General features: G+C 72.5%; 20 protein-coding genes. 6 read left to right on the forward strand and 14 right to left on the reverse strand.

Features of this window, described 5'->3' with window-relative positions; translation table 11 throughout:
- Window positions 1-425 precede the first annotated feature (425 nt).
- Together leuA and EBN88_RS11835 are read left to right on the forward strand one after the other, a co-directional pair.
- The gene (leuA, locus tag EBN88_RS11830; RefSeq protein WP_122183799.1) at window positions 426-2186 is read left to right on the forward strand and encodes a 2-isopropylmalate synthase; all 1761 of its coding nucleotides are present in this window, start codon (window positions 426-428) and stop codon (window positions 2184-2186) included.
- 196 nt (window positions 2187-2382) lie between these two features.
- On the forward strand, window positions 2383-3024 hold the full coding sequence (locus tag EBN88_RS11835) for a TerB family tellurite resistance protein (RefSeq protein WP_233580611.1): 642 nt from the start codon (window positions 2383-2385) through the stop codon (window positions 3022-3024).
- 88 nt (window positions 3025-3112) lie between these two features.
- Here the strand turns inward: EBN88_RS11835 and era are convergent, their stop codons facing one another.
- From era to EBN88_RS11870, 7 genes are all read right to left on the reverse strand, one after another.
- Window positions 3113-4060 (reverse strand): GTPase Era, encoded by a 948-nt coding sequence (gene era, locus EBN88_RS11840; RefSeq protein WP_122183800.1) that lies wholly within the window; start codon window positions 4058-4060, stop codon window positions 3113-3115.
- Window positions 4057-4434, reverse strand: a complete 378-nt coding sequence (locus tag EBN88_RS11845) for a cytidine deaminase (RefSeq protein WP_122183801.1) — start codon at window positions 4432-4434, stop codon at window positions 4057-4059. The genes era and EBN88_RS11845 overlap by 4 nt, the downstream gene beginning before the upstream one ends.
- 79 nt (window positions 4435-4513) lie before the next feature.
- The gene (locus EBN88_RS11850; RefSeq protein WP_147472709.1) at window positions 4514-5227 is read right to left on the reverse strand and encodes a hypothetical protein; all 714 of its coding nucleotides are present in this window, start codon (window positions 5225-5227) and stop codon (window positions 4514-4516) included.
- Between the two features lie 119 nt (window positions 5228-5346).
- Window positions 5347-6684, reverse strand: coding sequence for a hemolysin family protein (locus EBN88_RS11855; RefSeq protein WP_122183803.1), 1338 nt, complete (start codon window positions 6682-6684; stop codon window positions 5347-5349).
- Complete coding sequence (ybeY, locus tag EBN88_RS11860; RefSeq protein WP_122183804.1) at window positions 6681-7178, reverse strand: rRNA maturation RNase YbeY; 498 nt, start codon at window positions 7176-7178, stop codon at window positions 6681-6683. Before ybeY ends, EBN88_RS11855 begins: the two co-directional genes overlap by 4 nt.
- A 12-nt stretch (window positions 7179-7190) precedes the next feature.
- Window positions 7191-8198, reverse strand: coding sequence for a PhoH family protein (locus tag EBN88_RS11865; RefSeq protein ID WP_122183805.1), 1008 nt, complete (start codon window positions 8196-8198; stop codon window positions 7191-7193).
- Window positions 8199-8373: 175 nt separating this feature from the next.
- Complete coding sequence (locus EBN88_RS11870) at window positions 8374-9495, reverse strand: carbohydrate kinase family protein (protein ID WP_199742330.1); 1122 nt, start codon at window positions 9493-9495, stop codon at window positions 8374-8376.
- A gap of 49 nt (window positions 9496-9544) precedes the next feature.
- Here EBN88_RS11870 and EBN88_RS11875 point away from each other — a divergent pair, with 49 nt between their 5' ends.
- The gene (locus EBN88_RS11875) at window positions 9545-10900 is read left to right on the forward strand and encodes a family 4 glycosyl hydrolase (RefSeq protein WP_122183807.1); all 1356 of its coding nucleotides are present in this window, start codon (window positions 9545-9547) and stop codon (window positions 10898-10900) included.
- A gap of 18 nt (window positions 10901-10918) precedes the next feature.
- Here EBN88_RS11875 and EBN88_RS11880 read toward each other — a convergent pair whose 3' ends face one another.
- Entirely contained in the window at window positions 10919-11827 is a 909-nt protein-coding gene (locus EBN88_RS11880) for a ribonuclease Z (protein WP_122183808.1), read from the reverse strand.
- Between the two features lie 13 nt (window positions 11828-11840).
- On the reverse strand, window positions 11841-12200 hold the full coding sequence (locus EBN88_RS11885; protein ID WP_122183809.1) for a histidine triad nucleotide-binding protein: 360 nt from the start codon (window positions 12198-12200) through the stop codon (window positions 11841-11843).
- 327 nt (window positions 12201-12527) lie between these two features.
- Here EBN88_RS11885 and EBN88_RS11890 point away from each other — a divergent pair, with 327 nt between their 5' ends.
- Entirely contained in the window at window positions 12528-14081 is a 1554-nt protein-coding gene (locus tag EBN88_RS11890; RefSeq protein ID WP_122183810.1) for a sodium-dependent transporter, read from the forward strand.
- Entirely contained in the window at window positions 14081-14218 is a 138-nt protein-coding gene (locus EBN88_RS11895; RefSeq protein ID WP_122183811.1) for a methionine/alanine import family NSS transporter small subunit, read from the forward strand. The genes EBN88_RS11890 and EBN88_RS11895 overlap by 1 nt, the downstream gene beginning before the upstream one ends.
- A gap of 39 nt (window positions 14219-14257) precedes the next feature.
- Here EBN88_RS11895 and EBN88_RS11900 read toward each other — a convergent pair whose 3' ends face one another.
- A complete protein-coding gene (locus EBN88_RS11900) occupies window positions 14258-15499 on the reverse strand; it encodes a helix-turn-helix domain-containing protein (protein WP_122183812.1) in 1242 nt (413 codons plus the stop codon).
- Between the two features lie 112 nt (window positions 15500-15611).
- Here EBN88_RS11900 and EBN88_RS11905 point away from each other — a divergent pair, with 112 nt between their 5' ends.
- Window positions 15612-15845 carry a hypothetical protein gene (locus EBN88_RS11905; protein WP_233580612.1) on the forward strand — a complete coding sequence of 78 codons (234 nt, stop codon included), beginning with the start codon at window positions 15612-15614 and terminating at the stop codon, window positions 15843-15845.
- A gap of 77 nt (window positions 15846-15922) precedes the next feature.
- Here EBN88_RS11905 and EBN88_RS11910 read toward each other — a convergent pair whose 3' ends face one another.
- From EBN88_RS11910 to hrcA, 4 genes are all read right to left on the reverse strand, one after another.
- Window positions 15923-17953: an elongation factor G gene (locus EBN88_RS11910; RefSeq protein ID WP_122183813.1), complete on the reverse strand. Its 2031-nt coding sequence runs from the start codon at window positions 17951-17953 to the stop codon at window positions 15923-15925.
- A gap of 160 nt (window positions 17954-18113) precedes the next feature.
- A complete protein-coding gene (locus tag EBN88_RS11915) occupies window positions 18114-18860 on the reverse strand; it encodes a 16S rRNA (uracil(1498)-N(3))-methyltransferase (RefSeq protein ID WP_122183814.1) in 747 nt (248 codons plus the stop codon).
- On the reverse strand, window positions 18857-19987 hold the full coding sequence (gene dnaJ / locus EBN88_RS11920) for a molecular chaperone DnaJ (RefSeq protein ID WP_122183815.1): 1131 nt from the start codon (window positions 19985-19987) through the stop codon (window positions 18857-18859). Before dnaJ ends, EBN88_RS11915 begins: the two co-directional genes overlap by 4 nt.
- On the reverse strand, window positions 19988-21004 hold the full coding sequence (hrcA, locus tag EBN88_RS11925) for a heat-inducible transcriptional repressor HrcA (protein ID WP_122183827.1): 1017 nt from the start codon (window positions 21002-21004) through the stop codon (window positions 19988-19990).
- Between the last annotated feature and the right edge of the window lie 83 nt (window positions 21005-21087).

A 21087-nucleotide genomic window follows, 5' to 3' on the forward strand; every position in this document is an offset into this window, starting at 1 on the left:
ACGACCGCCTCGCTGCCCGGACTTGGGCAGGTGCGGCTTCAGCCGGACCCACTCTTCGTTCGTGAGATCTCCCCGTCCCATGACCATGCCAACGACACGGACCCGAGACAGTCACAAGATCCGCCGGACAGGACCTAATCCCCCGGGATAACCCACGCCCCACGAGCCGCCGGAACGCCGCCCCCGCACGCGTCGCCCCTGTGAGGGATGTCTCGGATGCTGGGACGGAGGGCGCCCAGCGCGCCCGACGGGACTAGGGTGGACGCTGCGATGCGAACCTGGACGCTTCTCCTTAGCCGCCGCGGCGAGGGTCTGTAGGCCACAGACCGACCCCCTCCCCGCGGAGTTCGGTGCTGTCTGTCGGTCCTCTCGTCCGTCGATCCCCACGGCGCACCCGCCGTCCGGGCCCAAGGAGTCCATCGCCCATGAAGAAGCCGACGCCGCAGACCAACGCCACCGTCACCCAGCGGCCCTCCGGGATGCCGACCCACCGTTACCGCCCCTTCGAGTGGGTGGACATCCCCGACCGCACCTGGCCCAACAACCGCGTCACCAAGGCCCCCCGCTGGCTCTCCACCGACCTGCGCGACGGCAACCAGGCGCTGATCGACCCCATGTCGCCGGTCAGGAAACGCGCCATGTTCGACCTGCTGGTGAAGATGGGCTACAAGGAGATCGAGGTCGGTTTCCCCTCCTCAGGACAGACGGACTTCGACTTCGTACGGTCCATCATCGAGGAGGACGCGATCCCCGACGACGTGACCATCTCGGTGCTGACCCAGGCCAGGGAGGAGCTGATCGAGCGGACCGTCGAGTCCCTGGTCGGCGCGCGCCGGGCCACCGTCCACCTGTACAACGCGACCGCGCCCACCTTCCGCCGGGTGGTCTTCCGGGGCGGCCGGGACGCGGTGCGCGGGATCGCGGTGGACGGCACCCGCATGGTGATGGAGTACGCCGAGAAGCTGCTGGACGACCGCACCACCTTCGGCTACCAGTACAGCCCGGAGATCTTCACCGACACCGAGCTGGACTTCGCGCTGGAGATCTGCGAGAGCGTGATGGACGTCTGGCAGCCGGGCGAGGGCCGCGAGATCATCCTCAACCTGCCGGCCACCGTCGAGCGTTCGACGCCGTCCACCCACGCCGACCGCTTCGAGTGGATGGGCCGCCACCTCAGCCGCCGCGAGTTCGTCTGCCTGTCGGTCCACCCGCACAACGACCGGGGCACCGCCGTGGCCGCCGCCGAGCTGGCGCTGATGGCCGGCGCCGACCGGATCGAGGGCTGTCTGTTCGGCCAGGGCGAGCGCACCGGCAACGTCGACCTGGTCACGCTGGGGATGAACCTGTTCTCCCAGGGCATCGACCCGCAGATCGACTTCTCCCAGATCGACGAGATCCGTCGCACCTGGGAGTACTGCAACCAGATGGAGGTCCCGCCGCGCCACCCGTACGTGGGGGACCTGGTCTACACCGCCTTCTCCGGCTCCCACCAGGACGCCATCAAGAAGGGCTTCGACGCCATGGCCGACCAGGCGAAGGCGGCGAACACGTCGGTCGACGAACTGCCCTGGGACGTTCCCTACCTGCCGATCGACCCCAAGGACGTGGGCCGCAGCTACGAGGCCGTGATCCGGGTCAACTCCCAGTCCGGCAAGGGCGGCGTGGCCTACGTGTTGAAGACCGAGCACGCGCTGGACCTGCCGCGCCGGATGCAGGTGGAGTTCTCCAAGATCATCCAGGAGCGGACCGACGCCGAGGGCGGCGAGCTGTCCCCGGCCGCGATCTGGGGGATCTTCTCCGACGAGTACCTGCCGCAGGAGACCGGCGCCCCCGGCTGGGGCCGGATCGCGCTGCGCGACGCGCACACCACCAGCACCAGGGACGGCGAGGACGCGCTCACCGTCGAGGCCCTGGTGGACGGCGCCGAGACGACGCTGACCGGCACCGGCAACGGGCCGATCGCCGCGTTCTTCGACGCGTTGGCCGGCACCGGGGTCGTCGACACCGACATCCGGCTCCTGGACTATGTCGAGCACACCATGAGCGAGGGCGCCGGCTCCCAGGCGGCCGCCTACATCGAGTGCGCGGTGGGCGACCGCGTGCTGTGGGGCGTGGGGATCGACGCCAACATCGTGCGCGCCTCGCTCAAGGCCGTGGTCTCCGCCGTCAACCGCGCGGCACGCTGACGTCAACGCGGCGGAGACGGCGGCGGGTTGTCGTCGCCCGGCCGGGGCGGGTCGCCAGGACCCGCCCCGGCCTCGGGTTTTCCGGGCCGGGAACCATCGGACGCGATCACTTCGTTACGCACTACTGACGGCGGCCTTCGACTGTGGTTAACATCACGGACGCGGCATCGTCGCCAGCGGGTAACGGAGGTACGACGTGGTGCACTCCCGGTTGGCCGGGGTCAGGACCGTCTGGCAGGTCACTGACGACGGGGACTTCTTCTGCGCCGACTGCGGCGGCGACCGCCGGTACCAACGGCTCGAAGGCCGAAGGCGGTTGACCGTGCTGGCTGTTCCCCTGCTGCGGCGCGGCACGGCGGGCCCGGTGGTGGAGTGCGTCTCCTGCCGGAGCCGGTTTCCCGAGCGGGTGCTGGTCCTGCCGACCACCACGCGGCTGGCCACGCTGCTGCGCGAGGCGGTGCACTCGGTCGCCCTCGGCGTGCTGGCCGCCGGCGGCACGGAGGCCGAGCCGGCCCGCCGGCTGGCGTTGGAGGCGGTGCGGGACGCCGGCTTCCCCGACTGTTCCGAGGAGCGGCTGCTGACCCTCCAGGCGACGCTGGCGGCGCGCGCGCTGCCGCTGGTCGCCACGGAGGTGGGCAAGACGGTCGCGGCCCTCACCCCGCACCTGGCGACGCCCGGGCGGGAGAGCCTGCTGCTGCGCGGGGCCAGGATCGCGCTGGCCGACGGCCCCTACCGGGAGGCCGAGCGCCACATGTTGAACGCGGTCGGCGAGGCGCTGTGGCTGCCGCCGGCCGACACCGAACGCCTCCTGGCGGCGGCCGCCACGGCCAGCAACTGACGGCGGACGGCGGCCCGTTCCCCTTCCGGCGGCGGGCCGCCCACCGCCCGACGGCCCCGGGCCCCCGTCCCAGAAGCCCGGCCGGGTCTCAGAAGCCCAGCCGGCGCAGCTGCTTGGGGTCCCGCTGCCAGTCCTTGGCGACCTTGACGTGCAGGTCGAGGAAGACCGGCGTGCCGAGCAGCGCCTCGATCTGCCGCCTCGCCTTGGTGCCGACGTCCTTCAGCCGCTGGCCCTTGGGGCCGATCACGATGCCCTTCTGGCTGGGGCGCTCGATGAACAGGTTGGCGTGCACGTCCAGCAGCGGCCGGTCGGCGGGCCGGTCCTCGCGCGGCAGCATCTCCTCCACCACCACGGCGATGGAGTGCGGGAGTTCGTCCCGCACGCCCTCCAGGGCCGCCTCGCGGATCAGCTCCGCGATCATGACCTGCTCGGGCTCGTCCGTGAGGTCGCCCTCCGGGTAGAGCGGCGGCCCCTCGGGCAGCAGCGGCACCAGCAGGTCCGCCAGCAGCCCCACCTGCTCCCCGGCGACGGCGGACACGGGCACGATCTCGGCCCACTCGATGCCCGCCTCCCGGCCCAACTGGTCGACGGCGATGAGCTGTTCGGTCATCCGCTCGCGGTCGGCCAGGTCGGTCTTGGTGACCACGGCGACCTTCGGCGTGCGCTTGACCTGCGCCAGCTCCTTGGCGATGAAGCGGTCGCCCGGGCCCACCTTCTGGTCGGCCGGCAGGCAGAAGCCGATCACGTCGACCTCGGCCCAGGTGGTGCGGACCACGTCGTTGAGACGCTGCCCCAGCAGCGTGCGCGGCTTGTGCAGCCCCGGGGTGTCCACCAACACCAGCTGCGCGTCCGGCCGGTGCACGATGCCGCGCACCGAGTGGCGGGTGGTCTGCGGCCGGTTCGAGGTGATGGCCACCTTCGTGCCGACCAGCGCGTTGGTCAACGTGGACTTGCCGGCGTTGGGACGGCCGACGAAGCAGGCGAAGCCGGAACGGTGCGGAGCGGCCGAGCCGGCCGTGGCGTCAGGGGAGTTCATGAGGCGGAGATGGTCGCACGAAGCACGCCGTCGGGGCCAGCCAGCAGCACGGGGGTGCCCGCGCCGCCCAGGTCCCGCACGGCCGCCAGGTCCTCGTCGGCCGGCGCCTCGGCGCCGGTCACCACGGCCGCCGCCTCCAGGGACCGCGCCCCGCTGGCGACCGCCATGGCCACGGCGGTGCGCAGCGCGCTCAGCCGCAGCGAGTCCAGCGCCACGGTGCTGGCCACATAGGTGCGGCCCATCTCGTCGCGCACGGCCGCCCCCTCGGGGGTGCCGTTGCGGGCGCGGGCGCTGCGCGCCAACGTGATGATCTTGCGGTCCTCGGGGTCCAGCTCGCCGGACCCGGCCGCCGGGGAGGCAACGCCATCGGTCATGCCACGAGCTTATGCGGTGACCGGCGCGCGGCGGCCGGGAGGTCCGGCCGGTCACGGCCGGTCCGGGAGGTCCCGCCGGTCACAGCCGGGTGGTGCCGGGCTGGTCGGGCCTGGGCGCCGGGGTGTCCCCGCGCGCGACCTCGGTCAGCTTGGTGACGGCCCGCTCGGCGATGGCGGTGAGGCTTCCGGTGTCCGGGTCCTCGCGGCCGGCCTGCGCGACCCGCACCAGATGCGGCCCGACCCGCGCGATCACGACCTCGACCAGCACCGGGGTGCCGGCGTTCTCGCCGTCGAGCCTGCGGTTGTAGCGCAGCGCGGCGCTCTCGTCGCCCAGCCCCTCGGGGTCGCCGCGCGGCTCCTCGTCATAGGCGACGGTGACGGCGTTCTCCCCTGGGCCCTCCTCGGTGTGGAACGTGTCGCAGCGCTCGGCGGCCGCCCGGAACTCGGCGAGCGCGGCCCGCGCGTCGCCGGTGGAGTCGTGGGCGGTCGCGGCCGTGGTGACGAAGGGGCCGGTCTGGGTCTTGGCGAAGCCGGCGCGCTGGGTGCCGTCCGCTTCGCTGTCGAACAGCTCGCGGCAGTCGCCCTCGCTCGGCCGGGGAACGCCGAAGCCACGTTCCTCGGCGGCCTCCTCGCTGTCGCTGGCCCAGCCCTCGGGGAAGTCCACCGGGTCCAGCAGCGCCTCCTTCAGCTGGCTCTCGCCCAGGGTGTCCGAGGCCGCCGGCTGGCCGGGGGCCAGGCCGAGGCTGAGCGTCGCGAGCCCGGCGATCATGACCGTCCTCAGATGCGCGTTCATGGGTCCCATGGCGCCACCCGAACGGGCCCCCGGCCACCCTCGCTCCCCCGTTCGGGTGAACGGCCGAGGGTGGCCGCGCGGTCACCCCGACCGGGCCGGGCGAGGCCGCACGGCCCGGCTCACTCGCCCCGCTCGGCCTCGTTCGCCGCCGTCGGCTGGGCGGCCACCGGCTCGACCAGCACCCGCTCGATCCGGTTGCGGCGGCCGGCCGGCGACTCGGCGGTCAGCCGCAGCGCGGCCAACGCCGGGCCGCCCGAGTCGATCCGCTGCTCGTCCGAGACGTCGACCACCGCGCGGGCGCCGGCGATCGGCACCCGCCCCAGCGCCTTGGCCAGCAGCCCGCCGACGGTCTCGACGTCCTCGTCGTCCAGCCTGAGGTGGTACAGCTCGCCCAGCGCGCCCAGGTCGAGACGGGCGGTGACCCGGTAGGCGCCGCCGCCCAGGTCCTCGACTGGGGGCAGTTCGATGTCGTACTCGTCGGTGATCTCGCCGACGATCTCCTCCAGGATGTCCTCGATGGTGACCAGGCCGGCCGTCCCGCCGTACTCGTCGATCACCACCGCCACATGGATGTGGTCGCGCTGCATCTCGCGCAGCAGGTCGCCCGCGTTCTTGGTGTCGGGCACGAACGTGGCCGGCCGCATCACGGCCTCCACCGCCTCGTTCTCCGACTCCCTGCGCACATGGGTCTGCCGGGCCAGGTCCTTGAGGTAGACGATGCCGACGATGTCGTCGTCGCTCTCGCCGGTGACCGGTATCCGCGAGAAGCCGGAGCGCAGCGCGAGGCTCAGCGCCTGGCGCAGGGTCTTGTCCCGGTCGATGGAGACCAGGTCGGTGCGGGGCACCATCACCTCGCGCACCAGGGTGTCGCCCAACTCGAAGACGGAGTGCACCATCCGGCGCTCCTCGTCCTCGATCAGCGACTCCCGCTCGGCCAGGTCCACCATGGCGCGCAGCTCCGCCTCGGAGGCGAAAGGACCCTTGCGGAAGCCCCGGCCCGGGGTGACCGCGTTGCCCAGGATGATCAGCGCCTGGGTCAGCGGGTTGAGCACCCGCACGAGCGGGACCAGCACGAACGAGGCGGCGATGGTGGTGGTCAACGGGTGCTGCCGCCCGATGGTGCGGGGCGAGACGCCGACCGCGACGAAGGACAGCAGCACCATGATGCCGAACGCCACCGACAGCGCCGGAAGCAGGCCGTCGAAGGTCTCCAGGCAGGCGTAGGCGACCAGCACGGCGGCCGCCATCTCGCTGGCCACCCGCAGCAGCAGCGCGAGGTTGAGGTAGCGGGTGGGGTCCTCGGCCACCTCGGCGAGCCGGGCCGCCCCGCGCCGCCCGGCGCGCACGGCCTCCTCGGCCCGGTAGCTGGTGATCACCGCGAGGCCGGCCTCGGCGCAGGAGGAGAGCCAGCCGACGGCGAGCAGCGCCACGACGGCGACCAGCAGGGTGCCGGTCATGTCAGCGTGGGGGCCGGCGAGGGCCCGGACAGGCCCCGCTCGGCGCGCCAGCCGTCAACGATGGCCTGCTGGAGCCCGAACATCTCGGCCCGCTCGGCCGGCTCGTCGTGGTCGTAGCCCAGCAGGTGCAACACCCCGTGCACGGTGAGGAGTTGCAGCTCGGCGTCCATGGAGTGCCGGGTGGGCGCGGCGCGGCCCTGCTCGGCCGCGACCTCGGGGCAGAGCACCACGTCGCCCAGCAGCCCCTGGACGGGTTCCTCGTCCTCCTTGGCGGGCGGCCGCAGCTCGTCCATCGGGAAGGACATCACATCGGTGGGGCCCGGCAGGTCCATCCACTGGAGATGGAGCCGCTCCATGGCCGCCGCGTCGACCGCGATCACGGACAGCTCGGAGAGCGGGTGAATCCGCATCCGAGCCAGCGTGTAGCGGGCGATGTCGAGCAGGGCGTGCTCGTCGAGCGGCTGGCCGGACTCGTTGTTGACCTCGATCGCCATGATGCGCGGTGGCTACTTTCCGATCCGTACGTCGTAACGGTCGTACGCGTCCACGATGCGCCCGACGAGCTTGTGGCGCACCACGTCCTGGGTGGTGAGCCGGGAGAAGTGCACGTCGTCCACGCCGTCGAGGATCTCCTGCACCTGGCGCAGCCCGCTGACGGTCCCGCCGGGCAGGTCCACCTGGGTGACGTCGCCGGTGATCACGATCTTGGACTCGAACCCGAGCCGGGTCAGGAACATCTTCATCTGCTCGGGGTTCGTGTTCTGCGCCTCGTCGAGGATGATGAACGCGTCGTTGAGCGTCCGGCCGCGCATGTACGCCAGCGGCGCGACCTCGATGGTGCCGGCGCTCAGCAGCCGGGGGATCGAGTCCGGGTCCAGCATGTCGTGGAGCGCGTCGTAGAGCGGGCGCAGATACGGGTCGATCTTCTCGTAGAGCGTGCCGGGCAGGAAGCCGAGCCGCTCGCCGGCCTCGACGGCGGGGCGGGTCAGGATGATGCGGTTGACCTGCTTGGACTGGAGGGCCTGGACGGCCTTGGCCATCGCCAGATAGGTCTTTCCGGTGCCGGCCGGGCCGATTCCGAAGACGACCGTGTGCTGGTCGATCGCGTCCACGTAGCGCTTCTGGTTGAGCGTCTTGGGGCGGATCGTCTTTCCACGGTTGGACAGGATGTTCTGGGTGAGCACCTGGGCGGGGCTCGCGTCCTCGTCGCCGGAGCCGCGCAGCATGGCGATGGAGCGCTCGACGGCGTCCTCGGTGAGGGGCTGGCCGGTGCGGAGCACCAGCATCATCTCGTCGAACAGGCGCTGCACGAGCCGGACTTCCGCCTCGTCGCCGGTCGCGCGGATCTCGTTGCCCCGGACATGGATGTCGGTGGCGGGAAAAGCCTGCTCGATCACGCGAAGCAGCGCGTCTCCCGAGCCGAGCACGGTGACCATCGGGTGCTTGGCCGGAACGGTGAACCGCGCGGTCGCCTCGTCGGTGGCGCTCGGCTGGTGTGTGGGTGTCTGCGTCATGGGCGGCCCGGACGGACCTGCTCATCCCTCTCTCACTGGGCTGGCCGTGGGTCCCCAGGGTACGACGCGCACCGGTCGTTTCCGTAGGACATTACGGAGCGCGATCGGCTTGCCGCGCTGGGGTGTTGGCGGCCCCGTTGCCGACCCTGCCGGCCCGGTGCCGGGGGGCACGAGATCAGCCCCGGAAGCCGAGCGTGGGCACGGCCCTGCGGCGCGGCCAGGGCTCCCCGGCGGCGGGCAGCAACCCGGTCAGGAACGCGTACCGCTCGACCAGCGAGGGCCCGTCGCCCTCGGCGCCGGACGGCGGGGTGAGCGCCTGGGCGTTGCGCCACCACGTCTCGATCTCGTTCCAGCCGGGCGCGGAGAGGGAGCCGCCGAACTCCTGCACCGAGAGCGAGGCGGTCAGCCCCGCGAGGGCCAGCCGGTCGGCCAGCGGCCAGCCGGCGAGCGAGCCGGTGACGAAGCCGGCCATGAAGACGTCCCCGGCGCCCGTGGTGTCCAGGGCCTCCACCACGATCGCCGGAACATGGGCGCTCTCGCCGGTGCGGGCGTCCACGCCGTAGGCGCCGTCGGCGCCCATGGTGACCACGGCCAGCGGCACCCGCTCGGCCAGCGCGTGGGCGGCCGCCCTGGGGTCGTCGGTGCGGGTGTAGCGCACGGCTTCGGCCGCGTTGGGCAGGAACGCCTCGCAGTACGCCAGGTCGGGCAGGGCCTCCAGGTCCCAGCGGCCGGTCTCGTCCCAGCCGGTGTCGGCGAAGACCAGGCTGCCCGCCGCCGACGCCTTGGCGATCCACTCCTGGGGTCGGTCGGGGGCCAGCGAGACCACCGCCGACCTGGTCTCGGGCACGCTGGCGGCGGCCGGCTCGGGCCCGGGCGGGGGCGCCTCGTGCCCGTGCGAGACCATGGTGCGCTCGCCCTCGTAGGCCATCGAGACGGTGACCGGCGAGTGCCAGCCACGGGGTGTGCGGGAGCGGGAGAGGTCGATGCCCTCGCCGCGCTCCAGGGTCTCCCAGCAGTACTCGCCGTACTTGTCGTCGCCGAAGGCGGCGGCGAGGCTGGTGTGCAGGCCGAGCCTGGCCAGGGCGGTGGCCATGTTGGCCACGCCGCCCGGGCTCGAACCCATGCCCCTGGCCCAGGACTCGGTGCCGCGCACCGGGGCCGAGTCGAGGCCGGTGAAGATGATGTCCAGAAAGACGGCGCCGGTGAGGTAGACGTCGCAGGCCGGGTCGGCCGGGGTCCGGACGCGGGCGAGCGGGTCGATCACGCAGCGCGCCGGGGGCTCGTTCCTAAGGGTCACCTGAAGCTCCGAGCTGGTTCGTGGTCGTTTCTACGGTACGTTCCGGCCCATGAGGCTCACGATCATCGGGGGCGGTGGGTTCCGTGTCCCCCTGGTATACCGGGCGCTGCTGACAACGGCCGACGGGCGCTCGCCCGATCGGCGCGACGAGGTCACTCTCTTCGACACCGATCCGCTGCGGCTGCGGGTGATCGCCCGGGTGTGCGCCGCGTTGGCGGAGGGCGTGCCGGGGGCGCCGGCGCTGCGGGTCGCCCGGACCCTGGACGAGGCGGTGCGGGGCGCCGACTTCGTCTTTCACGCGATCCGGGTCGGCGGCGTGGAGGGCCGGGTGCGGGACGAGCGCGCGGCGCTGGACGAGGGCCTGCTGGGGCAGGAGACCGTGGGCGCCTCCGGGGTGCTCTACGGGCTGCGCACCGTGCCCGTGGCGCTCGAAGTGGCGGACCGGGTCGCGGAGTTGGCGCCGAACGCCTGGCTGATCAACTTCACCAACCCGGCGGGCATGGTGACCGAGGCGATGGCCGCCCGGCTGGGCCACCGGGTGATCGGGATCTGCGACTCGCCGGTGGGGCTGCTGCACCGGGCGGCCAGGGCGGTCGGGGTCGATCCGGCCGAGGTCTCCTACGGCTATGTGGGGCTCAACCACCTGGGTTGGCTCAACTCGCTCAGCCACCGGGGCGTCGACCTGCTGAGCGGGCTGCTCGCGGACGACGCGGCGCTGGCGAGCTTCGAGGAGGGACGGCTGTTCGGCGGCGAACTGCTGCGCGCGCTGGGCGCGTTGCCCAACGAGTACCTGCACTACTACTACCTGGCGCGGGAGACCCGGCGGGCGGTGGCAAAGGCGGAGGAGACGCGGGGCGCGTTTCTCGCCGCCCAGCAGGGCGCGTTCTTCGCCGAGGCGGCGCGCGACCTGGACCGCGCGCCGGCGCTCTGGGCGGAGACCCGGCGTGAGCGCGAACGCACCTATGGCGCGGAGCAACGCGCGGCCGCCGGCGGCGGGGAACGGGACAGCCACGACCTGGAGGGCGGCGGCTACGACGGGGTGGCGCTCGCGCTGATGCGGGCGATCGCCGACGACCGCCGCACCCGGCTGATCCTCAACGTGCGCAACGCGGGCACCGTTCCGGAGCTGCCCGACGACGCGATCGTGGAGACGGTCTGCGAGGTGGACGCCGGCGGCGCCCATCCGGTGCCGGCGTTGAGCCTCGGGCTGGCCGAGGTGGGGCTGATGCTCCAGGTCAAGGCGGTGGAACGGACCACCATCGAGGCGGCGGCGACCGGCTCGACCGAACTGGCCCGGCACGCGCTGACGCTCCATCCGCTGGTCGACTCGGCGCGGGTCGCGGAACGGGTGCTGGCTGCCCGTTCCGCTGACGACGATGGCCCCCGGGGCGGACACGGCGCGTAGTCGACCGCGGAGAGAGGCTCACGCCCCTCTCCGGGGGACCGGGATACGCGACAGGTCGTCCGCCACGGTGAGTTCGCCGGCGAAGCCGGCCGCCCGCGCCTCCCCGGCGAACCCCTCCGGGTCGCGGTACCGCTGCGAGAAGTGCGTCAGCACCAGATGCCGCACCCCGCACTCCACCGCGACCCGCGCGGCCTGCCCGGCCGTGAGGTGACCGTACTCCTCGGCCAGCGCCGCGTCCGCCGCCCTGAAGGTGGACTCGATCACCAACAGGTCGCAGCCGTCCGCCAGTTGGTAGACCGCCTCGCAGAGCCGCGTGTCCATCACGAACGCGAAGCGCTGCCCGGGACGTTCCTCGCTGACCTCCTCCAGGGTGACCCCGCGCAGCCGCCCCGTCCGCCGCAGCCGGCTGATCTCGGGGCCCGTGACGCCGAGCGCGGCGAGCCGTTCCGGCAGCATCCGCCGCCCCGTCGGCTCCTCAAGCCGGTAGCCGAACGCCTCCACCGGGTGCGAGAGCCGCGCCGCGCTCAGCGTGAAGCCGGCCGTCCGTTCCAGCACGCCGTCCTCGGCGACCGGCGCCGGCCGCAGCTCGGCGGTCTCCTGGTAGGCGGTGGCGTAGCGCAGCCGGTCGAAGTACCGCTGCCCGCTGGCCGGATAGTGCACGGGCACCGGGTGCGGCACCCGGTCGAGGTTGATCCGCTGGATGACCCCGGCCAGCCCCAGCGAGTGGTCGCCGTGGAAGTGGCTGACGCAGATCCGGGTCAGGGAGTGCGCGCTGACGCCGGCGAGGGTCAACTGGCGCTGGGTGCCCTCGCCCGGGTCGAAGAGGATGCCCTCGCCGTCCCAGCGCAGCACATAGCCGTTGTGGTTGCGCCGGCGCGTGGGCACCTGGCTGGCGGTGCCGAGCACCACCAGCTCGCGCGCTGACACCGCGCCGCCCCGGTCAGCCGGGGGGCCAGTTGAGCCCGCGCCCGCCCAGCACGTGGGCGTGCGCGTGGAAGACGGTCTGCCCCGCGCCGGAACCGGTGTTGAAGACGACGCGGTACCCGCCGTCGGCGACCTTCTCCTGCGCGGCGACCGCGCCCGCCTCGCGCAACACGTCGGCGGCGGTCTCGGGCTCGGCCTCGGCGAGCGAGGCGGCGTCCGGGTAGTGCGCCCTGGGGATCACCAGCACATGGCTGGGGGCCTGCGGGTTGATGTCCCGGAACGCGACGGTGGTGTCGGTCTCCCTCACCACCGTCGCCGGGACGTCGCCGGCCACGATCTTGCAGAACAGGCAGTCAGCCTGCGGTTCTCCCGCCATCCCCCGGGGTCCTCCTCGGCCTTGGCGCTGGGCAGTGACCGAAGGATGGTACCGCCTCCCGCCGCGCTGACGGCCCGTCGAGCGAGGCGCGCACCGGGCCCGTTCCGGGGTCCGCCCCGGGCCCCGCCCGGGTTTGCGAACGCGGCGACGCCGGGTACGCGTGGCCGCAGGCCACGGGACGCTCCCTGACGCCACCCCGACCCGAAGTGACCTGCTGGTAACGTGCCCCAGTCGCCGCATCTCCGCACCAAAGCCGAACAAGCGCCAAACAAGCACCGAACAAGCCACAGAAGCAACCTCCCGAGGAGCGAGGAGCCCGCCGGAACCATGTCGACCAAGGCCACACAGCCGCAGCGCGAACAGTGGAGCAGCCGTCTGGGCTTCCTGATGGCCGCCATCGGATCGGCCATCGGGCTGGGGAACATCTGGCGCTTCCCCGCCGTGACCTACGAGCACGGCGGCGGCGCGTTCCTGATCCCGTACCTGGCCGCGCTGCTGACCGCCGGCATCCCGCTGCTGATCCTGGAGTACACGATCGGGCGGAAGTACCGTTCCTCGCCGCCGGGCGCCCTGCGGCAGTTGGCCCGGCCGGCCGAGACGATCGGCTGGTGGCAGGTGGCGATCTGCTTCGTGGTGGCCACCTACTACGCGGCGATCCTGGCATGGGCGGTGCGCTACACCGGCTTCTCGTTCGACCAGGCGTGGGGCGACGACCCCGAGGGCTTCCTCAACAACGAGTTCCTGAAGCTGAACGAGACGCCCGGCGAGATCTCGACGTTCGTTCCCGGCGTGGCCTGGCCGCTGCTGCTGATCTGGGTGCTGACGCTGGCCGTGCTGCTGCTGGGCATCCGGCGCGGGATCGAACGGGCCAACATCGTGACGATCCCGCTGCTCGTCGGCTTCTTCCTGATCCTGGTGGTGCGGGCGCTCACGCTGGACGGCGCGGCCGAGGGCCTGGACGCGCTGTTCACGCCCGACTGGGGCGCGTTGACCGAGGGCAGCGTGTGGGTGGCGGCCTACGGGCAGATCTTCTTCTCGCTGTCGGTGGGCTTCGGCATCATGATCACCTACGCCTCCTATCTGCACCGGAAGTCCGACCTGACGGGCTCGGCGATGGTGGCGGCGTTCGCCAACAGCTCGTTCGAGATTCTGGCGGGCGTCGCGGTCTTCGCCACGCTGGGCTTCATGGCGCAGGCCGCCGGGGTCGGCGTCGCGGACGTCAGCTCCAGCGGCGTCGGGCTGGCGTTTGTCGCGTTCCCGCAGATCATCTCGGAGATGCCGATGGGCGCGTTCTTCGGCGTGCTCTTCTTCCTCTCGTTGGTGATCGCGGGCTTTACCTCGCTGATCAGCATCGTTCAGGTGATCATCGCCGCCGTTCAGGACCGGACCGGTCTTGGCCGCACGGCCGCCGTGCTGAGCGTCGGCGGCGCGGTGACCGTGGTCTCGCTGCTGCTGTTCGCCAACGACAGCGGGCTGTATCTGTTGGACGTCGCCGACCACTTCATCAACCAGTACGGGATCGCGCTGGCCGGCCTGGTGGTGCTGGTCACGGTCAGCTGGGCCCTGCGCCAACTCCCCGCGCTGCAACGGAACGCCGACGCCACCTCGTCGATCGGCCTGGGCGTGTGGTGGCGGATCTGCCTCGGCGTGGTCACGCCCGTGGTGCTGGCCTGGATGATGGTGGACAGCCTGATCAACGAGCTGGACGAGACCTACGGGGGCTACTCGACGTCCTTCCTGCTCTGGGCCGGCTGGGGCGTGGCCGGCGGGGCGCTGCTGGTCGGCGTCCTGCTGACCCTGCTGTCCCGCCGCCGGCCGGCGACCCGCTGGGACGCCGCCGCGACCCCCGACGCCCCCAACCCGACGGAGAGGAACGGCTGATGTCCGCCTCGGCCATCGTGATGATGATCGTCGCCATGCTGGTGGTGTGGGGCGGCCTCGCCCTGGCCATCCTCAACCTGCGCGGCCACCCCGACCAGCCGGAACCGGGCCCCGACGACGTGCCGCACCAGCTGTAGGCCCACCCAGCTGTAGCGGTCTGGCCGGCCGGGAGCGGATCACCCCGTGGCACGTTCCTGGTCGGCCAACAGCTCGGCCACCTCGGGGACGGCCACGAAGTCGCCGAGGCGCCGGAGAACGATCCTCGTGCGCTCCCCCGTCCGCCGGGATGACACGTCCGCCGCCAACGAGATCATGCGACGCGCCGTCGCGGCCGCCTCCTCCGGCTCGTTGGCGTCGGCGAGTGCCATCACCAACCACGAGAGATACAGCGCCATTTCGCGGGTCCGGGTCGCGTCGTAGCCCGCGAGCACCTCACGCAGCAGGGGAACGGCCCGCAGCGGGCGCCGCAGTTCGGTGAAGCACCGCGACTCCATGATGCGGAGTTCCTCGGCGTTCACCCAATACAGGTAGCCTGCGCGATCCCTCTCCTGACGCGGCACCAGGGCTTCGGATGCCTCACCGAGGGCCCGCATGACGCCCTGGACATCGCCCACCTGGGTATGCGCCCATGCGAGCCGGTCCAGGGCCAGGGCCCGTGCCTCCGCCGGCGCGTCCGCGCCGGACTCCGCGAGCGCCACCTGAGCGAGCACCACGCCGTCGGTCTCGCGACCGCTGTTGCTGTACTGGTAGGCGAGGGCGCCGGCCACATTCCCGACCAGAGTCGAGTCCCCCGCTTCCCGCGCCGCGCTGATGCCCAGTCGGTAGATCCGCTCCGCGTCGGCGAGCTGCCCCGCGTCGCTGGCGATCCATCCGGCGATCTGCGCCAACTCACCGATCTGCACCAGGAGTTGACGGCTGACATGGCCGGAGTGGGTGCCACGGCGATAGAGCCGCACGGCACGGCGCAGCTCCCGAAGCGCCGGACGGATCAGGTCCCCACCGGCCATCACATCATCCGCGAGGCGCAGGCCGTGAACGCGCTGCCCCAGGTCGCGGACCTCCGCCATGCCGATCCGCCGCCCGGCCGGATCACGCAGCGGAGCCAGCGGATCGTCATCGGGCAGATATTCGGCCAGAGTCGGCAGCGGAGGTTCGGCGGGGGCATCCGGCGGGAGAAGCTCTTCCACCGAGACCCCCAGCGCCTGGGCGATGAACGGCAGCCACTCGCGGGGAGCGCGCTTGCCCGTCTCGTAGCGACTGATCTCCTTACGCCCGAGCGGGGCAGCGGGCACGCCTGCCGCCCGGCAGGTCTCCATGGCGAGACGTTCCTGGCTCCAGAACGGCTCGTGGGCTTCTCGAAGTCGCTTGATGTTGGCGCCGATGGCACGTCGGGTGTCGGCCTCAGTGACGTTGCCCATGTCCCCAGTGTGGCCGACAACTGGCCTACACCTGGCCCCTATCCAGCAACACCACCCGGACGAGAGCGTGGGTAACGACCACATCAGGGTCAACCGAACGAAAGGACCCACCGTGATCTTTCAGTCCTGCGCCGACTATCTCGCGCCACACCTCGGGGTGCCGGAGGGGCCGCTGCCCGTTGACCCCATCAGCGGGGAGCGGCCGGAGCCGGAGCCGGTCGAGGGGTGCGCGCAGTGCGCTCGGCTCGCCGAGGGCCGGGACCGCGCGAAGTACCTGCGGGACTGGTCGTTCGTCACCGACTTCAACATCATGATCCGCCAGCATCCCGACCACGGGAACATCTGAACGCCGCCACGCCGCCACGCCGCCACGCCGCGCGCCCCCGCCGCCGCGTCGGCCCCGGGGGCCGACGCGGCGTCCGGTCACCTCCGCACGTGGCGGACCACCGTCAGGAGGTACTCCTCGCGGTGCAGCGGGTCGTCGTCCGTGCGGGCGCGGGTCGGGGGGTGGGGGCCGGGGACGGGGCGGTAGTCGGCGAACTCCGTCTCGAACAGAGCCTCGCCGCTGGTGAGTTCGGGCAGGCGGCGCTCGACCGCGTGCACCCGGCCGGCCGGCACCACGCCGCCGACCACCAGCGCCACGCCCTCCGTGAGCTGTTCGCCGGGCCGCGCGCCCAGCCGCGCGATGGCCGGCACCACCGTGCCGGCCATCCCGGCGGGAAACTCCAGCCGGAACCGGTGCCACGGCTCCAGCACCCGCGTTCCGGCCCGCCGCAGCGCGTCCATCAGCACCAGCGGGGTCAGGCCACGGAAGTCCCCGGCCGTCGACGACATGCTCTTGTCGAACACCGCGTGGGCGTGGCTCTGCCGCGCCCAGTAGCCGGAGGTGGTCAGCGTCACCACGCAGTCCCGCACCGGCCAGCCGCACAGGCCCTCGGCGAGGGTGCCGCGCACGGTCTCCTCGACGGCCCGCAGGAACGCGAGGGGCAGCGCGCCGAGTTCGATGCCGAGCCGGAAGCTCACCCCGGCGTCCACCGGCGCCGGCTCGACGCGCAGGCCCACGGTGGCGAGGAACGGGTTGCCGTCCTTCTTGATGAACTCGACCGCCTCGCCGGTGCCCACCGGCCGCTCGATGTGGAGCGTGGTGGTCTCCCGGAAGCCGACCGCGAGGCCGAACTCGTCGCGCAGCGTGGCCTCGATGACCTCCTTCTGCACCTCGCCGTAGAGGGAGACGGAGATCTCCCGGCGCCTGGTGTCCTGGCGCAGATTGATCAACGGGTCCTGCTCGGCGAGTTGGCTGAGCGCGGCGTGCAACGCCCCGCGTTCCGCCTCCCGTTCGGGGACCACGACGGTCTCCAGCGTGGGGGGCGCGAAGTGCCGGGCGCCCGCCGTCCGTTCGGGCGCGCGCCCCACCACGTCGCCGACGCGCACCCCGGGAAGGCCCCGCAGTTGGGCGATGCGGCCCGGTCCCGCCGCCTCGGCGGGGCGGGCGGTGCCGCGTTCGAAGACGGCGAGCGAGGTGAGCTTGGCCCGCGCCGGTTCGACGGTCGCACCCGGGGGGCCGTAGGGCAGCCGGTCCCTGACCCGGAACGTGCCGGCGAACATCCGGGCGAGGGCCAGCCGTTCGCCGGCGGGGCCGCGTTCGATCGCGAAGACGGTGCCGGAGGGCGGGGCCTCGGGGTCGCCCTCGGCGGGCGGCAGCAGATGAGCGATGGCGTTCATCAGCTCCTCGATCCCGGCGCCGGTGGCGGCCGAGCCGAAGAGCACGGGGTGGACCAGCGCCCGCCCGGTCTGGGCGGCGAGTTCGGCGGCCAGGGCGGCGGGGGCGACCTCGACATCGTCCACATACGCGGCGAGCAGCGGCTCGCTGTGCTCGGCGAGCGTCAGCTGGAGCCGTTCGCGGAAGGCGGGATCGTCGGGGGCGTGCGGAACGTAACGCGCGCCCCGGGTGCCGAGCCCCTCGGGCCGGCCGAGGGCGATGGCGAACGGGCTGAGCCTGGCCGCGATCTCGGCGAGCAGGGGGGCGTCCCTGGCGCCGGCGCGGTCGATCTTGTTGACGAGGATCAGGGTGGGCACGCGCAGCCGCCGCAACGTGCGCATCAGCACCCGCGTCTGGGCCTGCACGCCCTCCACGGCGGAGACCACCAGCACGGCGCCGTCCAGCACGCCGAGCACCCGCTCGACCTCGGCGATGAAGTCGGGGTGGCCGGGGGTGTCGATCAGGTTGACCGTGGCGCCGGTGGCGCCCAGCGGGAAGGAGACGACGGCCGACCGGATGGTGATGCCGCGCTCCCGCTCCAGGGCGAGGGAGTCGGTGATGGTGGAGCCCTGGTCGACGCTGCCCACCGCGTCGATGACGCCGGCGGAGAACAGCAGCCGTTCGGTCAGGGATGTCTTGCCGGCGTCAACATGCGCCAGGATTCCGAGGTTGAGAACGCGTTCGGGGGTACGCACTGAGTCGTCTGGTCCTTGGGTTCGAGGTGAATCCTTCCGGTCGGGACACAGACGTGCGCCTCATCGTTCGTTCCTCTCCTGTCGCCCTCCGGTTCGCGGAGTTTTCTCTCACGCGGCGGTGCGGCCCGCAACCGACTTTTCCGGCTGCCCCCGCCGCCGGTCAGCCCCAGCGGCCGGTGCGGGTCAGCAGCAGGGCCGTGGCGGCGGGGCCGGCCGTGGAGGTGCGCAGCACCGTGGGGCCCAGCCGGTAGGGGGTGGCGCCGGCGGCGGCGAAGGCCGTCAACTCGGCCTCGGTGATGCCCCCTTCGGGGCCCACCACCAGCACCAGCCGGCCCTCGGCGGGGAGTCGCGCGGTGGCCAGCGGCAGCGTGGCGCTCTCGTGGAGCACGCCGGCGAACGCCGCGTCGGCCAACAGCCGTGCCACGCCCGCCGCGTCCCGCACCTCGGTGACCTCGGGCACCCGCAGCCGGCGGGCCTGCTTCGCCGCCTCGCGGGCGGCGGCCCGCCACCGCGCCAGCGACTTCGCGCCGCGCTCGCCCCGCCACTGGGTGACGCAGCGGTCGGCGGCCCAGGGAACGACGGCGTCCACCCCGGTCTCCGTCATGGTGCTCACGGCCAGCTCGCCCCGGTCGCCCTTGGGCAGCGCCTGCACCACCGTGATGTGCGGCGAGGGCTCGGGCTCCGCGCGGCGCTCCAGGGCCGTCACCTCAAGCCGGTCCCGGCCGCCGACCTCGGCGACCCGTCCCAGCCAGCCCGCGCCGGCGCCGTCGCTCAGCACGACCTCCTCGCCGACCCGCAGCCGGCGCACCGCGACCGCGTGCCGCCCCTCGGCGCCGTCCAGGGTCAGCGAGGCGCCGGGCTCGGCGCCCGCCAGCGACCCGACGAGAAAGACCGGAGCGCTGCTCATCGACCGTTGAACGCGTCCTTCAGGCGGGAGAACAACCCCTGCTGCCCCGGCTGGAACTGGCCCGTCGGCCGCTCCTCACCGCGCAGCTTGGCCAGCCGCCGCAGCAGCTCCTCCTGCTCCGGGTCCAGCTTGCTGGGCGTCTGCACCTCGACATGCACCACCAGGTCGCCCCGGCCGTTGCCGCGCAGGTGCGTGATGCCCCGGCCGTGCAGCGGAATGGACTGGCCGGACTGGGTGCCCGGGCGGATGTCCACCTCCTCGCGGCCGTCCAGGGTGTCCAACGGGACCTGTGTGCCCAGCGCCGCCGCCGTCATCGGGATGGTGACCGTGCAGTGCAGGTCGTCGCCGCGCCGCTGGAAGACGGCGTGCGGCTTCTCCTGGATCTCGACGTAGAGGTCGCCGGGCGGGCCGCCGCCGGGGCCGACCTCGCCCTCGCCGGCGAGCTGGATGCGGGTGCCGTTGTCCACGCCGGCCGGGATCTTGACGTTCAACGGGCGGCGGGTGCGGACCCGGCCGTCTCCTGCGCACTCCGGGCACGGGTTGGGCACCACGGTGCCGAAGCCCTGGCACTGCGGGCAGGGGCGCGAGGTCATGACCTGGCCCAGGAACGAGCGCGTCACCTGGGAGACCTCGCCCCGGCCGCGACACATGTCGCAGGTCTGGGCCGAGGTGCCGGGCGCGGCGCCCTCGCCGTTGCAGGAGTTGCAGACCGTGGCGGTGTCCACCTGGATCTCGCGGGTGGTGCCGAAGGCCGCCTCGTTGAGGTCGATGGTCAGCCGGATCATGGCGTCCTGGCCGCGCCGGGTGCGCGACTTGGGGCCGCGCTGGGACGCGGTGCCGAAGAAGGCGTCCATGATGTCGGAGAAGTTCCCGAAGCCGGCGCCGAATCCGGCGCCCGCGCCGGAGGCACCCCCGAGCGGATCGCCGCCCAGGTCGTACATCTGCTTCTTCTGCGGGTCGGAGAGCACCTCGTAGGCGGTGTTGATCTCCTTGAACCGCTCCTGCGTCTTGGGGTCCGGGTTCACATCCGGGTGCAGCTCCCGGGCCAGCCGGCGGAAGGCCTTCTTGATCTCGTCTTGCGAGGCGTCACGCTGCACACCCAAGACCGCGTAGTAGTCCGTCGCCACCTAGTTCTCCGCGAGGATTTGTCCGACGTACCGTGCCACCGCGCGCACCGCTCCCATCGTTCCGGGGTAGTCCATCCGGGTCGGTCCGACGACTCCGAGCTTCGCGACCGCTTCGTCCCCTGAACCGTAGCCGACCGACACAACCGATGTGGAGGTCAGGCCCTCGTGAGGGTTCTCATGCCCGATGCGCACCGTCATCTCCGAGTCCTTGGCCTCTCCCAGCAGCCGCAGCAGCACCACCTGCTCCTCCAGCGCCTCAAGCACCGGGCGGATGGTGAGCGGGAAGTCCTGGGCGAAGCGCGTCAGATTGGCGGTGCCGCCGATCATCAGCCGCTCCTCGGTCTCCTCGACCAGGGTCTCCAGCAGGGAGGACAGCACGGTCGCGACCGCGCCCCGCTCCTCCAGGCCGAACGCCTCGGGGAGGTCGGCCACCAGCCGGGGCACCTCGGAGAAACGTTGGCCCACGATGCGGCTGTTGAGCCGGGCGCGCAGGTCGGCCAGGGAGGTCTCGCCGAGCGGAGCGGGGCAGTCGATCATCCGCTGCTCGACCCGGCCGGTGTCGGTGATCAGCACCAGCATCACGCGCGCGGGGGCGAGCGCGAGCAGCTCGACATGGCGGACCGTCGAGCGGCTGAGCGAGGGGTACTGAACGACGGCGACCTGGCGGGTGAGCTGGGCCAACAGCCGCACCGTGCGGGCGATCACGTCGTCGAGGTCGACCGCGCCGTCGAGGAAGTTCTGGATCGCGCGGCGCTCGGGCGAGGACAGCGGCTTGACGCCGGCGAGCCGGTCGACGAAGAGGCGGTACCCCTTGTCCGTGGGCACCCGGCCGGCGCTGGTGTGGGGCTGGGCGATATAGCCCTCCTCCTCCAGCGCGGCCATGTCGTTGCGCACGGTGGCCGGGGACACCTGGAGGTTGTGTCGCTCGGTCAACGCCTTCGAACCGACGGGCTCCTCGGTGCCCACATAGTCCTGGACGATGGCCCGCAGCACCTCCAGCCTGCGCTCACTGAGCACGCCGCACACCTCCCGTCCAACTCGTTCGTCCCTGTCGGCTCCTGGCCGCCCCTGGTCGACTCCTGGCACTCCGGCGAGCAGAG

Source organism: Streptomyces triticirhizae, assembly GCF_003696235.1.
GTDB lineage: Bacteria > Actinomycetota > Actinomycetes > Streptomycetales > Streptomycetaceae > Streptomyces > Streptomyces triticirhizae.

Excerpts from the sequence above, each read along its gene's own strand:
- EBN88_RS11890 (WP_122183810.1), top strand. The coding sequence starts at position 12,528 with ATGTCGACCAAGGCCACACAGCCGCAGCGCGAACAGTGGAGCAGCCGT.
- EBN88_RS11900 (WP_122183812.1), bottom strand. The coding sequence starts at position 15,499 with ATGGGCAACGTCACTGAGGCCGACACCCGACGTGCCATCGGCGCCAAC.
- ybeY (WP_122183804.1), bottom strand. The coding sequence starts at position 7,178 with ATGGCGATCGAGGTCAACAACGAGTCCGGCCAGCCGCTCGACGAGCAC.
- EBN88_RS11895 (WP_122183811.1), top strand. The coding sequence starts at position 14,081 with ATGTCCGCCTCGGCCATCGTGATGATGATCGTCGCCATGCTGGTGGTG.
- EBN88_RS11915 (WP_122183814.1), bottom strand. The coding sequence starts at position 18,860 with ATGAGCAGCGCTCCGGTCTTTCTCGTCGGGTCGCTGGCGGGCGCCGAG.
- EBN88_RS11850 (WP_147472709.1), bottom strand. The coding sequence starts at position 5,227 with ATGAACGCGCATCTGAGGACGGTCATGATCGCCGGGCTCGCGACGCTC.
- EBN88_RS11865 (WP_122183805.1), bottom strand. The coding sequence starts at position 8,198 with ATGACGCAGACACCCACACACCAGCCGAGCGCCACCGACGAGGCGACC.
- EBN88_RS11875 (WP_122183807.1), top strand. The coding sequence starts at position 9,545 with ATGAGGCTCACGATCATCGGGGGCGGTGGGTTCCGTGTCCCCCTGGTA.
- EBN88_RS11855 (WP_122183803.1), bottom strand. The coding sequence starts at position 6,684 with ATGACCGGCACCCTGCTGGTCGCCGTCGTGGCGCTGCTCGCCGTCGGC.
- era (WP_122183800.1), bottom strand. The coding sequence starts at position 4,060 with ATGAACTCCCCTGACGCCACGGCCGGCTCGGCCGCTCCGCACCGTTCC.
- EBN88_RS11845 (WP_122183801.1), bottom strand. The coding sequence starts at position 4,434 with ATGACCGATGGCGTTGCCTCCCCGGCGGCCGGGTCCGGCGAGCTGGAC.
- leuA (WP_122183799.1), top strand. The coding sequence starts at position 426 with ATGAAGAAGCCGACGCCGCAGACCAACGCCACCGTCACCCAGCGGCCC.
- EBN88_RS11885 (WP_122183809.1), bottom strand. The coding sequence starts at position 12,200 with ATGGCGGGAGAACCGCAGGCTGACTGCCTGTTCTGCAAGATCGTGGCC.